The organism is Neptunomonas antarctica (genome assembly GCF_001305295.1).
Taxonomy (GTDB): Bacteria; Pseudomonadota; Gammaproteobacteria; order Pseudomonadales; family Balneatricaceae; genus Neptunomonas; species Neptunomonas antarctica.
Genome location: NZ_LJSI01000021.1, coordinates 101,381 through 115,727, shown reverse-complemented (window position 1 = coordinate 115,727; position 14,347 = coordinate 101,381). Strand labels below are relative to the sequence as shown.

The 14,347-nt window shown below is 45.7% G+C and carries 11 protein-coding genes; all 11 read right to left on the bottom strand.

Translation table 11 applies throughout. The features are described from left to right. Window position 1: 1 nt before the first annotated feature. The 11 genes from Nant_RS03010 to Nant_RS02960 all read right to left on the bottom strand — a co-directional run bounded on the left by Nant_RS03010 (window position 2) and on the right by Nant_RS02960 (window position 14,340). Window positions 2–2,365: a DNA polymerase II gene (locus tag Nant_RS03010; RefSeq protein WP_054340167.1), complete on the bottom strand. Its 2,364-nt coding sequence runs from the start codon at window positions 2,363–2,365 to the stop codon at window positions 2–4. Continuing rightward, window positions 2,366–3,400 (bottom strand): diphosphomevalonate decarboxylase, encoded by a 1,035-nt coding sequence (gene mvaD, locus Nant_RS03005; protein WP_054340166.1) that lies wholly within the window; start codon window positions 3,398–3,400, stop codon window positions 2,366–2,368. It lies immediately after the preceding gene. Continuing rightward, window positions 3,390–4,325 (bottom strand): mevalonate kinase, encoded by a 936-nt coding sequence (gene mvk, locus Nant_RS03000; RefSeq protein WP_238377057.1) that lies wholly within the window; start codon window positions 4,323–4,325, stop codon window positions 3,390–3,392. The genes mvaD and mvk overlap by 11 nt, the downstream gene beginning before the upstream one ends. Further along, window positions 4,303–5,334, bottom strand: a complete 1,032-nt coding sequence (locus tag Nant_RS02995) for a mevalonate kinase family protein (RefSeq protein ID WP_202904935.1) — start codon at window positions 5,332–5,334, stop codon at window positions 4,303–4,305. The genes mvk and Nant_RS02995 overlap by 23 nt, the downstream gene beginning before the upstream one ends. A 29-nt stretch (window positions 5,335–5,363) precedes the next feature. Next, window positions 5,364–6,533, bottom strand: coding sequence for a hydroxymethylglutaryl-CoA synthase (locus Nant_RS02990; protein WP_054340164.1), 1,170 nt, complete (start codon window positions 6,531–6,533; stop codon window positions 5,364–5,366). Window positions 6,534–6,548: 15 nt separating this feature from the next. Continuing rightward, entirely contained in the window at window positions 6,549–7,580 is a 1,032-nt protein-coding gene (fni, locus tag Nant_RS02985; RefSeq protein WP_054340163.1) for a type 2 isopentenyl-diphosphate Delta-isomerase, read from the bottom strand. Continuing rightward, complete coding sequence (locus tag Nant_RS02980; RefSeq protein WP_054340162.1) at window positions 7,580–8,614, bottom strand: hydroxymethylglutaryl-CoA reductase; 1,035 nt, start codon at window positions 8,612–8,614, stop codon at window positions 7,580–7,582. The genes fni and Nant_RS02980 overlap by 1 nt, the downstream gene beginning before the upstream one ends. A gap of 124 nt (window positions 8,615–8,738) precedes the next feature. Next, window positions 8,739–10,097 carry a TolC family outer membrane protein gene (locus Nant_RS02975; protein WP_082400036.1) on the bottom strand — a complete coding sequence of 453 codons (1,359 nt, stop codon included), beginning with the start codon at window positions 10,095–10,097 and terminating at the stop codon, window positions 8,739–8,741. 25 nt (window positions 10,098–10,122) lie between these two features. Continuing rightward, window positions 10,123–10,746, bottom strand: a complete 624-nt coding sequence (locus tag Nant_RS21490; protein WP_054340161.1) for a LuxR C-terminal-related transcriptional regulator — start codon at window positions 10,744–10,746, stop codon at window positions 10,123–10,125. Window positions 10,747–10,878: 132 nt separating this feature from the next. Beyond that, on the bottom strand, window positions 10,879–12,210 hold the full coding sequence (locus Nant_RS02965) for an HlyD family type I secretion periplasmic adaptor subunit (protein WP_054340160.1): 1,332 nt from the start codon (window positions 12,208–12,210) through the stop codon (window positions 10,879–10,881). Between the two features lie 9 nt (window positions 12,211–12,219). Next, entirely contained in the window at window positions 12,220–14,340 is a 2,121-nt protein-coding gene (locus Nant_RS02960; RefSeq protein ID WP_179078931.1) for a type I secretion system permease/ATPase, read from the bottom strand. Window positions 14,341–14,347 lie beyond the last annotated feature (7 nt).

The window sequence follows — 14,347 nt, the reverse complement described above, 5'->3', positions numbered from 1 at the left end:
ACTAGCTGAAAAAATCTCGCTGAGTTGCAATCAAAGCATCCAGAGATTCCCCTTTGAAGCATAAAATAGCATCAACAACAGGCTGCAACTGCTTTTCGACATAATGTTCATAATCAATCGGCGAGCAAATATGCTCAACGGGTTCCGGCCCATTCACCGTCATGATGTAACTCACATGATGGCCCGGCTGATATGGATTTTTTAAGTGCTTTTTCTGCCAGTACTGCTGCGCTTTGAGTGCCGCCTGCACGTGAGGCGGCTTCATACGAATATACGCATCCAGTGGTTGCCGTAAACGCCGCCGGTAGACGAGTTGATCATCTAACAGCCCCAACCGCAGATCCACTACTAACTGCTTTAAAAAATCATGGTAGGGCTGATCTCTGAAAATAGCCTCGTATAATCTTTTTTGAATATCACGGGCTAACCGTGTCCAGTCAGAACGTACATTTTCAAGGCCTTTAAAGACTAACTCGGTTGCACCATCAGCCAACTGCTGCAAACCGGCATAGCGCTTTTTGCTGCCTTTTTCCGAGTTCCTCATACGCGGCATCAGGAAACGGGTAAAGTGCGTTTCATATTCCAGCTCAAGATAGTTTTCTGTACTGAAACGTTGTTGGATTTGATCCGACCACCACAGGTTCAAATATTCCGCTAAAGCTTGCCCTTTACTGTCCGCATCGGCATTACTGCAATCTTCGCCCAATAATACGAATACCGAATCAGTATCACCATAAATAACACGATAACCAAAATAGCGCTCTATCTCATCACGGGTTTGCTGCAGTATCTGATGCCCGCGTAACGTAATGGAACCTGCCAGGCGCTGATCAAAAAAACGACAAACCGTCGAACCCAGCACCCCATAAAATGCATTCATGATGATTTTAATGGCTTGCGACAGCGGCTTATTCTTGTTCTTTTTAGCCTGATCACGGGCGGCCCATAACTCTTCTATAATCGTCGGCAAAATGGACTTGGTTTTACTGAAAATAGCACCATTAAACCCGGGGATAAGATCCTGTTCCCCTGCTTCTGCTTTAAACCCTTCGGCCAGCCCTGCAGGGTCTACTTTGAACGTCCGGATAATACTCGGATACAGACTTTTGAAATCCAGCACCAGCACATGATGGTACAGACCCGGTTGTGAATCCATCACATAACCACCGGGCGCATCCATCCCCCGCGCACCTGACGCATATTCAGGCGCGACATAGCCAATACGATGTAAGCGAGGCAAATACTGAAAATCAAACGCCGCCGCAGAACCGCCCACCTTATCAAGAGACAATCCGGTTAGCCGGGTACGCTCAATCAAATATTCCAGCAAGCGGGTTTCTTCGAAAATATCCCACACCAGCTTACAATCTTCGAGGTTATAGCGCGCCAGTGCCGGCTTATCTTCGCGGTACAGGCGTTGAATTTCTGCACCACGATCATTGGGCTGATGAATCAATTTACCGCGCTTAAATAGCTGTTGAGATACGTATTCCAGCGAGTAGCTTTCAAACTGATAAGTAGCGCCCTTTAGCGTATCGATGCCATCTATCACCAACCGACCTTCCAGCCGCACGTACCACTTTCCACGCTCAGACTGCACCACCCGAAGGGGCTGATGATCCCGGCCGAAAAGTAGTGGAATTTTTAAGGCGTTGGCTCGTTCAGTCAAGACTCTGAAATCGAATCCAATCACATTCCAGCCGATAAATATATCCGGATCATAAAGAGCAACCTGCCTGATACAGGCCTGTAAAAGCGTCCTTTCATCAGGATAAAAACGCAGCGTCTGTGTATCTACACCCTCTCCGCGCATCATCACTAATGATAGCGCTGAGCCATACAAACCAATGGAATGTATGCGATCGGCCTGCATGGTGGTTTCAATATCGATAGAGAGTATTTTTAGCTGTACGGGAGAATCACAGGGTTTGAAGCGAGGCTTAGGATTTGATTGAAGCGCGCCTTCGGATGAGGGTGACTGGCTAACCTCGACTCCGCCAAAAATAAAGCGCTCCATTAAGAACCGGTCTACAGGGCGAATATCCTCTTCCATCATAGGGATAGCTGACAGCGTCAGCCGAGCAATCACATCTCGCTGCAACGCTAATGAACGGCAATAAATCCCATGAACGCCTTGTTGCTCAAGATCAGTCAACTGAACTTTTTCAAGACGCCATCCCTTAATACCGACTAAGCTTTGCTGCGCTTTATCCACCAGAGAATCATGAATAAAGAAAACGGTTTCCTGCTCGCCGATAGTAACTAGCGATACATCTTGTTCACTTTTAATCCAGTACCTTAATTCGATACCCGATGGAAGATCCTGCTGATGGCGTGTCAGCACAAAGCCACGCAAGTGTTCCATCTATACGCGTGCTGCCGCTCCGCTAAAAGGTGCAACCACTTCAAGCCCTGCAAACTCAGTTTCCAGCAGCGCCTGGTCTTTTGCCTGAAATAACAGTTTCAGATTGGGGCCAGCATCCATCGTGAAATAAACCTCGATACCAGCCTCACGTAATGCCCAGACTTTTTGCATCGCCGCGACCGAATCCGGCTGCCAATAGAGTAATGGCGGCCAGGATGCAATCATCGTTGCGTGCATAGACATTGCGTTATGCTCAGCGGTCGAACCTAACAGCGTAAAATCACCCTGTGCTAACGCCTGGTGCAATTTTTCTAAATCTTGCGCTGCTTGTGCCGGCCAGCTTTGGTAGAGACTTGCCGTTGCGACGGTACGTTTCATACCCGAGCGGGAATCGACCGCTTTCTGACTTGTGCTTACTTTTACGAGTCCGACTCGAAAATCAGGCCAAACCACATCCAAAGGATAAGCATGGCTGTCCATACCATCTTCATGCAATCCCATTTGCCACTCAACAAAGCCGCTGAAGATGGAACGAGACGCACTACCACTCCCCATCCGGGCAAACGCAGAGAGTACATTATCAGGCAGTTGTAGTTGAAAATACTGATTCAGCGCCAACGTCAACGCAGCAAAACCAGATGCAGAAGAAGCAAGCCCGGCCGCTGTCGGAATATTATTGCGAGTATCAACAATCACCGGCAGATCCTGCTGACGGCGGAACAAATCAACAAAAGCAATCACTTTACTGGCGAAGGGTGCATCAAGATCCAACACTTTAGCATTCAGTATGACCTTATCTTCCCCGGTCGCTGAAGGACGTATGACGGTGCGACTGCCCAGATGCGCTAATGAAATGGACAAGCTGGAATTGACCGGCAAATTCAATTCGTCTTGCCGTTTACCCCAGTATTTACACAATGCTATATTGCTGGGCGCAAAGGCTTCAGCGTGCTCCAGCGGTGTTAAATGAGCCGATAAATACCGCCCTACAACATCGGCTTTGGTCACTTTATCAGAGGCTATTTCAGTCGACATAAATCTCTACTCCGTTTCCACTGACCGCTACCGGTATTAATTCATAAGGCAAAGAAAGTGATACATCTTCACCCAGCGCAATAACACAATCACCTAACCCGGAGCCTGATATCTTAGCGCCGAGAATAGCGTCAGATTTACGCAGTGAATAAATTATATCGGATAGCACTGCATCATTCACGCCCAGCGCATCCATCAATCCCTGATAAATATTCATTAACAAACCCAGCTCGTTCCAGTCCTGTTGCTGAATAGCATCTTCAGCTTTGAGCGTTGTTGCATTCATCAATTGATAGAGTGATTGATAGAGTTCGGGGAATACTTTTGCCTGTTGCTCAACCCTTGCCAGTACATCAGGCGTAGTGGTTTTATAACCCGCATAAAATAACGAAATAGGTGGCAGTCCATTCAGTGCGGATATATGTTGTGATTTCACGGTATAACCAATCAAACCACCGTACACACTGGCCGCGAGATCGGTACCCGAACCACGCCCTTGCACGCCATGAATAACACCTAACGCCCGGTCAAATAGTAGGCGCCGCGAGAGATCTTCATGGGTATACACCGACAGTGCTTTCACTACAGCAGCGGTTACCGCCGCCGACGATCCAAGACCGACAGTGTGGGAAAACTCGGAGGTAATATCCAGCTCAAAGCCATAGGCCAGATCGCTACACACTTGTCTAATGGCATAGAGAACAAAACTTAACCGAGGCTCTTTTGCCAGCCCATCAAGATCGGAACGATAATTTGCTAACGCAGAGCGGATCACAATCGCTCTGTCTGGCCTCGGCGTAAGAGTGACCTGTATTCTTTTATCAACCGCACAGGCAATCGCCCGATGACCAAATAATACGGCATGTTCGCCCATCAGCATAATACTGCCGGGCGCTGTGACCTTAATCACCGATATAGCGTGCACCTAACCTATCCTCCTCAACTACTCCCCATTGATAGCCGGGATAGTTTTTCAGTAAATCCTGGATTGATCCTTCCGGAAAATAAGCCAGTACTAAACCACCGGCATCACCTTTATGCGCACCCGCGCCACTAATTTTAGCCGCCCCGCCGTAGGCTTCTATGCTGTTGATCAAGGCGACCGCAGAAGCGGGCACCACACCAATCCGACATAACAGCCGATGGTTTTCTTTTATGGCGTCGTTCATAGCCTGAGGGCTGCCGGGGCTATTCAGATCGCCAAGATTATCGACAATAGTAGCCGTAACCTCAGAAAAGGCGTGCCAGAGCGACGTATCTTTTTCGTACCGGTCACGCACATGATGCACACACTCACCCGTGCTGACCTGCGGCTTGCCGGTAAAAATCCAATACCAGCCAGAACCCAGCGATACATCGAGGCGTTTCACTACTCCATTTTGGATGTGATTCATGCCGCCATAAGTCACGGCTGCCGCATCAATTGCACTGCCGCGGCCATGCTGCAAGCGCTCGCAAAAACGCACCATATCAAAGCGCTGATCGATACCTAAAGGTTTTTCAAGCAGATGCTCAAAGAGTACTAGGGTAGCGGCAATAGCAGAAGCAGAAGAGCCCATGCCCGCCCCCAAAGACAATTGTGTAGTACTGGAAAGACGTCCGGGAATCGGCAGGTAGCTCTGACTGGACACCCGCCCGGGCACAGGAAGATGATGCACTAAGGAAGATAATGTGTAGACCAACAGGTCATCCGGTGTATTCAGGATTTTCTGAATCGGCAAGAGGCCCTGAGTAAACGAGTCAAAACGTGAGTCTAACTTGTCTTTCAACGTACCCAAGGCATGCAGGGGGTAATGAACACCTGAGGATATACCTGAAAATAGCGTATTGATGGTGTTACTTTCAGATAGAGGCTTAAAGCTAACGCTAGTGTGCTTATTTATCGCTACAGCAATAGCCTGAGCGCCGTAAACAACAGAGTGTTCGCCGCTCAAAATAATTTTTCCCGGAGCACAGGCGCGCATCAAATAGCTACATATTCACGCTTATGATGCGAAATAGCGGCAAGACGGAAACGCCCTTGCGTGTCTGCTGCAATGCTATGAGATTCACCATCTGTAGGATCAGGGGCCCGATAAAGCTCCAGATATTCCTCGTAGGTAACTTCCTGGCGTTTATCCAGCATGGCATGATGCTGTTCTTTAAATAATACGTCCAAATAACCTTCCACGACCGTTCCGGAGAAAAATTCAGCAACACAACCCGAACCGTAGCTAAAGAAGCCAATATGCTTTCCTGTCAGGTTCTGCTGACAGTTCTCCAGCAAAGAAGCCAGACCAATGTACATGGAGGCGGTATAACTGTTACCGATAATCCGGTTATACAACAAGGTATCGGCTATCTGCTGCTCTAAGTCGCTGGCATCTAACTCACTTTTATTAACCCGCGCCAAGTGCTTATGTGCTTTTTGAGCCATACGGCTAAACGGTAAGTGATAACAAAAATGCGTGAAATCATTGAATGTCAGCGAGCTGTTTTCTCGAAAATTTTCCCACGCCTGCTTCAATGCTTTCAAATAAATTTTAGTGGAGTATTTACCATCAACCAAAGCCGTTTTACGATAATTAGGACGCCAGAAATCCATAACATCTTCAGTATAGTTACCCACTTCAGGGGCTATACTCAAAATACGAGGCTGCGCTGATATCATCATCGCAACAGCACCACACCCCTGCGTGGCTTCACCCGGCGTATTCAGATCATAACGTGCGATATCCGAGGCAATAACCAAGACTTTCTTTTCAGGCTGTCTGGCCACCAGCGCACACGCCATTTGAAGTGCTGCTGTCGCGCTATAACACGCCTGCTTTAACTCAACAACACGGCAGTTATTATTCAACCCCAGCAAACGATGAACATAAACTCCCGCCGCTTTGGATTGATCAATAGCGGTTTCTGTTGCAAATAACAGGGTAGAAATCTGTTCGCTTTCACCATTTTGAACCAAGGGATAAGCAGCGCTCGCCGCCATCGTCACGATGTCTTCATCATGCGCGGCCATACTCATTTTCTCCTGACCAATCCCTTGATAGTATTTATCAGGATCGGTGAGTTGAATCTGAGCAAGTGTCCTCAAATCCAGAAAATAATTAGACGTATAAAAACTGATTTGATCGATACCAACTGATGACATATTTAAATATGTTCCTCAACGTTCTTCAAGAATGAGATTTTGGTTCCTGAATAACGACGCCACATCAGGCGTTCCCAGTAAAAACATCGCTGTTATAAACTCACGACGTAAACGTTCAATCACGTCTATAACAGCGTCTGCCGACTCCATGGCGGGGTGTAATAACGGAGCCGCCACTCCACAAATCGAGGCGCCGAGTATAACAGATTTCACCATATCAATCCCATCCCTTACACCACCACTCGCTACAAAAGTAGCTTGTGACTGATAAGGATCCATCAATTTAAGCGCCAGGGGGGTAGGGATACCCCAATCCTGAAACGTCAACCCCAGACTATCCTGCGGATTGCTCCGGCGCTGGTGCTCAATTCGGCTCCACGACGTACCGCCGCTACCGGCAATATCGAAATAACGAATGCCTGCCTGCAAACCCAACTGAACATCTGCTGGTGACAACCCCGAGCCGACCTCTTTCAGCATAACCGGAACCGATAGATTGGCACATAGATCAGTAATTTTTGCGGCCAACCCTTTGAAGTTAGTATCACCTTCTGGCTGCACGGCTTCCTGCAACGGGTTCAAATGTAAATACAGAGCATCAGCCCCTAACGCATCAACAGCCATCTGACACTCTCGTGCAGTGAAACCATAATTAAGCTGCACAGCACCCACATTACTGATCAATACCGTCGAAGGTGCATATTGTCTTAGCTCAAAGCTCGCCCTGGCCTGTTCATCAACAAACATAACACGCTGAGACCCCACTCCCATCGCCACCTGGCAATGCTCTGCGGCCAACGCCAGATTCATGTTTATTTTTCTGACCAGTTCATGATTACCGCCCGTCATTGAAGAGATCAGCAACGGAAAGCTCAGGGTTTTTCCAAACAGTTTTACCGACGCATCTACATCTGCAAGATCCAGCTCAGGCAAAGCACGGTGCAACAAATGAATTCTATCAAAATAGCGGGCATCCCGCTCTATCGCCGGGTCACGATCAAAGGCGCGAATATGCTCGATTTTTCTGTCATTTGTCGGATCAGTCATTAGCGTTCCAATTTCAGGTGTGCTTGCATCAACTCACCCGGATTAGTCTGCGCGGCCAGCAAAGAAAGCTCCCCACATAACACGGTTGCTGCACAAATAGCGGCTAAACGACGCGCATTTTCACCGGGTTGACGGGCCTCTTTACATCCGAGTTTTGACAGATTTTCCTCTACAAAGTCGATGCCTTTACCATTACCCACACTACCTACTATCAAATTAGGAAGCGTACATGAAAAATACAGATCACCGTCACGTACTTCCGCGTGCACAATGCCCTGAGACCCTTCAATGATATTGGCTGCATCCTGCCCTGTTGCCAGATAAAAACCTAATAACATATTAGCAAAGTGCGCATTAGCACTGCGTAACCCACCCGCGATCATAGTGCCGATCAGATTCTTTTTTATATTCAGATCAACAATTTTTTCAGGGGTTGTTAATAAACGGCGTTCACACAGCTCACGCGGAATCAAAATCTCACTGATAACGTATTTTCCACGCCCAAGAATCCCATTAACAGCCGTCGCTTTCTTATCAGAGCAATAATTACCCGAAATAGACGAGTAACGTAGCTGCGGGTATTCAGTCAGTAGCCAGGGAATAATTTTATCGGCAGCATTGGTCACCATGTTATGACCTGACGCATCGCCCGTACTGAATTCAAGACGAAGATAAATTAAATTACCGACTATCTGGCTGTGCATATCAATCAATTTAGCAAAGCGACTAGAGGTAGAAACGACTTCATTCAGATCATCACGTCGGGACTTAATCGACTCTACCGCCAAATGAGCAGCCAGAGCATCATCGCCTTCCAGTAAAATAGAACGCGTCATTCGCTCATCAATCACCGTCGTTTTGATGCCCTCTGTTAATACAGAGACACGTGCACCCCGGCCAACAGAGTGCCATAAAGGCGTTTCATAGGTGGCCAAAGGAACACTGATTTTCTCATCTAGCACATGCCCTGAAATTTTCAGAGGCCCGACCCAACGCATCGGTACAGGCGCTTGTAAAATTTTATGTGATTTCATAATGACCTATATAAACGAAAAAGGGCCGCTTCTCAGCAACCCTTTCAAAGACTCAAGCACGCGCGATTTTATCGGCGATACCTTTATATTGCAAACTCCCCACCACAAGCAGGGAAAATTCAGATTATGATTTAGGTACAGTCTGCTCCGTCATTGATTTTTCGCCTTCCAAAGAAGTCGAAGCTAACGGCTCAAGATCTACTTTAAGTAAATCCAGCATTTCACCCGTGCCATTGATCAAACGATACTGAGCAAGCAGGTAATCATATTTAGCTGCAATCATAGCGTTCTTAGAAGCAAATACTTCGTTTTCGGTATCCAGCAAATCCAATAATGAGCGTTGCCCTATATTAAACTGCTTCAGATAGGAGTCACGCGTTTGCGTACTTGCATTCACATGCTGCTCAAAAAATGCCAATTGGCGACCCAATATTTCATAAGCATTCCAGGATAACTCAACGCTTTCGATGGCCTGACGATTCGCATTATCCTGAACACCCCGAGCTTCATTTATCTGATGACGTGTCTGGCGAATACGTGCTTTATCACTGCCGCCGTTATACAGGTTATAACGCAGTCGGAACATCGCGGTCAGATCTTCGTTATCTCCTTCAACGCCATCAATATTGTTATTCCAGCTACGATCTACTTCAAAATTCACCTTTGGATACAACAAACTCCGCGCTGAATCATATTGAGCTTCAGCAGCCTGAACATCAGCTTTTGCCAATTTTAGTGTAGGATGATTTAACATCGCCCGCTCCACAGAGTCAGACGATGACGCAGGAAGAGCGGTCAAATCGAACGCGGGTATTTCAAGAACTTCCGGAGCTTTTTCTCCTGTAAGCCGACGAAACGAAACTTGCGCATCACGCAGGTTATTTTCAGCCGAAAGTAAATTCACTTCAGCCAGCGCCAAACGCCCTTGTGCCTGCTGGATAGAAGCCAATGTGCCTAACCCAGATTCAGAGCGCCTACGTATCTGATCATAGACTCGTACATGATTATAAAGTGTTTCGCTGGCTTGATTCTGTAATTCCTGACGTTTTATCACTTCAAGATAAGCGCGGGTGACTTCCAGTGCTTTTGCTTCAGATACTTCTCTGAGGTGATGATTTCCGGCTTCTAAACGAAACGCTTGACGATTAACTTCGCTGCCTGTCAAAAAACCATCAAACAACATCTGACGCAAACTAACGCTCGCTTCACTGCGCTGTAATTCGGCATCTCCATCTCCGGCATTAGCGGTCGTTGTATTCTTCGTCCACTCATACCCGGCACCTGCTGCTATATCAATTGTCGGATAAAATCCACCTTGCGCCTGACGTACTTCTTCATAAATAGCATTGCGTGCATCCATACTCCTTTTGACCTCTGGACTGGACAACACCGCCTGTGTGACAACATCTACCAACTGGCTTGCATAGATCGATTCCACGGGGCTAATCACAATAATTAACGCTAAAAAGGTCCTTTTAAACATCGCTAGGTCTCCTGATAATTGATGATTATACCGTTTGCTGTGCTAATTTAAGAATTAACAACAGACGGTCTTTTGTATCTGTTTTACTTAAAAGCGACGCTACATGCGCTTTTACTGTTCGTTCGGTAATGCCCAGCTTTCGTGCAATCTCTTTATTCGAAGCACCAGTGATAAGAGAATCGAGCACCTCTTCTTCTCTTGTCGTAAAACTGTATTCTTCACAATCTAATGTTAACGGCGCAGCGGCTACCCGATCAGGGCTCACTAAAAACTGTTTTAGTAACATCTGAGTAATAGAGGGTCCAGCCCAAATATCGCGCCTCCTTATCACTTCAAGAAGCTCACGAAATATCGATGCGGTTACATAGGTATTAATATAGCCGCGAAATCCTTGCTGTAAAAAACCAAGTCCCTCAGCATCATTAGGGTTATCAGTTAATGCAATCCATTGGACATTCATTTGTTGCGAACAAACTAAATCTAAAATATTGCTTTTTATTGAATTAACATGAATCAGGCCACAGCCTTTAACATCAATTTTTTGCAATAATAACTGATCAGCGTCAATAATTTCAATTGAATTATCCCCCGCGAAACTAGCCCAGCGTGATTTAACTTCCTTATTGTCAGAAACAATGTACAGCTTCATTTTAATATTCCATTAATTACAACTATCATCATTCCAGCAATATAGTTGAAAAAACTAAATTTGCCATTTTATAGCGCCCTATTTATATTACGGAATGTAAGTACACAGCCAAAAACATTAGCACTATGTAACTTAACGTTCTGTTAATGCACGGTTTTTACCCTTAAGAATAGGTTTCAGAATATAATCCATCACCGTTTTCTTGCCCGTGAGTATATCGACTCCGACGGTCATACCACTAATAAGCGGCAAACGAGTTTCATCTTTCCCAATATAAGGCCTATCAGTTTTCAAACGGACAATATAATGCGGCATTCCCTCTTCATCTAATACCGTACTTGGCGAGATAAACATTACCTTAGCATCAACACCACCGTAAATGCCAAAATCATATGCCGATACTTTAATAATAGCTTTTTGTCCGGTGTTTACCTGAGCAATATCAGAGGGTTTTAATTTAGCCTCTACTAATAAAGTATCTTCCCAGGGAATAATATTAATCAGTTCATCACCCGGCTGAATAACACCTTCTACTGTATTAATTAAAAGCTGCTTGACCGTCCCTTTTACTGGCGACCGAACCTCAGTACGCGTGATTTTATCTTGCATACCTCCCAACGCCTCTTTTAATCGCGCAGCCTCAGATAAGACTTCATTTAACTCTGCTCTGGCAACACTAATAAACTGTAATTCAGCTTCGGCTAGCTTTTGCTGGGTTTCATTTAATGCAGCATCAATTCGCGGAATACTCAGACGAATACCGTCAAGCTCACCAGCAAGATCATTCAGCTGACGCTTCAAGCGCAAAAACTCAACCTCAGAAATAACACCCTCACTGACTAAGGGTCGGGTGATTGTAACCTCGCGGTTTAACAGCCCATAACTACGCGACAGTTGAGTCTTCTTAGACTCCGCCTGACGTAACTCCTGACGTTTTTGAGCAACCTGCTGCCCCAGGATATCCAACGTGGCGTTTAATTCATTTTTTCTTGCAGTATGTAAGTTTTGCTCTTGTAAAATTAAAGAGCGATATTCATCGGGGAAGTCATCAGGAATAACGAAAGGTTTCCCTACTGCTTCTGCTTTTAACCTGGCGGCTTTAGCAAGCAATTCGAGCTCACGAACCTTATTTTCTTTAAACGAGCTAGCAAAGCGTGTGTCATCTATACGTAGCAGAACTTGCCCCTTCTCAACAAGCTCGCCTTCTGACACCAAAATTTCTGAAATAATGCCGCCTTCAAGATTCTGCACAACCTGCAGTTGCTTAGAAGGAATTATTTCGCCATCGCCCCTGCTTATTTCATCCAGTGAAGCCCAATTAGCCCACGCAATCGCAATACATATGAAAGCAACCATACCCCATAATAGCGTTCGGGCACCTTTAGGTGCTTGCTCCAGAAGCGCTTCGCTCACACTGGGCATATAAAGTAGATCATCTGGAGATATTTTCTGGTTCTGACTCATACCGATTCCTTAACGTTGAATATGCAACCGACCCTGCTTCAGGGCATCAAGAACAACGGCTTTAGGTCCGTCAGCAACAACCAAGCCTCCATCCATGACGATAATCCGATCAACTAATGAAAGCAGGGACATTTTATGCGTAACCAGCATAAGGGTTCTCCCCTCCCCATAAGATTCAAGCTGCTTACGTATGTACTCTTCGGACGCATTATCCATCGAGTTAGTCGGCTCATCCAAAATCAAAATAGCAGGCTTATGAATCAATGCCCTCGCAATGGCAACTGCTTGGCGCTGGCCGCCAGAAAGAGCCGCTCCACGTTCACCAACAGGCAAATCAAACCCTAAAGGATGACGATTCACGAACTGACCAACACCTGCCAATTCGGCGACTTCTAAAAGAACATCATCGCCCACTTCGGGTGAACCCATAACAATGTTATCTCTTACAGTGCCATCAAAGAGCATAATATCCTGAGGCACATAACCGATATGTCTACGCAGATCGACAGGGTCTATCTGGTTCAGATCTATATCATCCAGCCTGATTGACCCTTCATCCGGTTTATACAGCGCCATCATCAGTTTTTCTATTGTGGTTTTACCAGAGCCAATGCGTCCAATCAACGCCACTTTCTCTCCAGGTTTAAGCGTAAAAGAGACCTTCTCCAAAGAAGCCTGCTCGGCACCCGGGTACTTAAAAAACACATTTTTAAACTCGACTTTCCCTTTTAATTCTGGACGATGTACAAATTGACGATCTTTATCCCTCTCGTCAGGGAGTTTCATAATATTATCGAGAGTTTCCAGTGCGGTTCGCGATTGATGAAAATTAGTGACTAAACCTGCCACCTGAGACATCGGCTGAAGTACGCGCCCCGAAAGCATAACGCAGGCAATTAGCGCCCCCATGGACAATTCACGTTCAGCAATTAAATAAACGCCATATATTACCAGCGACACTGAGCACATCTGTGTCACAAATCCTGCAAAATTCATTACTGAACCAGACAGCATTTTCGCCTGCAATCCCCACTTCGCAATATAACCGACAGCCTGCTCCCAACGAAGCTGAAGCGCAGATGATGCGCGTTGCGTTTTCACTGTTTCCATGGCAGTAAGGCACTCAACCAGCGTTGCATTTTTCTGCGCTGATGAGGCAAACGTTTTCTCTACGGCTACCTTCAGTTTTCCGGTAATAAACAATGAATAGATAATAATAACAGGGACCCCAATTAACGGCACAATAACCAGTGGGCCACCCAGCATAGCAATAACAATAAGAAAAATTACGGAAAAAGGAAGATCGATCAAAGCAGCATTAGTACTAGAACTAAGAAATACGCGAATGCTCTCAAATTCACGTAAATTATTTGAAAAAGCCCCTACTGAACGTGGCATCGACCCATATTGTAATGACATCACCTTTTCAAAGAGCATTGATGACAATAATATATCGGTTTTTTTACCTGCCAATTCGATAAAATAAGCACGTAACATTTTAAGGCCGAAATCAAACATATAAACAACAAAAACACCAATCCCTAAAACCCACAGTGTTTCTATTGCATTATTAGGCACCACTCTATCGTAAACATTCATAACAAATAGAGGATTAGCCAGAACGAATAGATTAATAAGAAATGAAGCAACCAGCACATCTCTATAGATTTTTGCTGAGCGCCAAATAGTCCCCCAAAACCAATGCCCTTCTTGCTGGTCTAATACGCGAGAAACCCTTTCTGTAAAACGATATTCCAAACGCACAAAAATGGCACAACCTGAATATTCATTTTTCAAATCCACCATAGACAACTGGTGAGCACCGCCGCTTTCGGGCTGAATAATAATGGCGTCACCTGTTTCTTTATCCACTTCCTGAAGAATACAGGCCTGATCATTATTAAGCAGTAATACAACCGGCAATGTCAGAAGCGATAGATCTGATAAATCACGTTTGACTATTCGTGAGGAGAAGCCTGCTCTTTTAGCAGCCCGGACAAATAACTTAGGTGTTAGCTTATAATTAACCAGCGGCAACCCGTCTTTCAGAACATCTGCAGACATAGGACGATGGTTTTGCTGACTAAGGTGAACTAAACAATTGAGAAGAGGGTCTTGTACTACATCCATTTTCTTG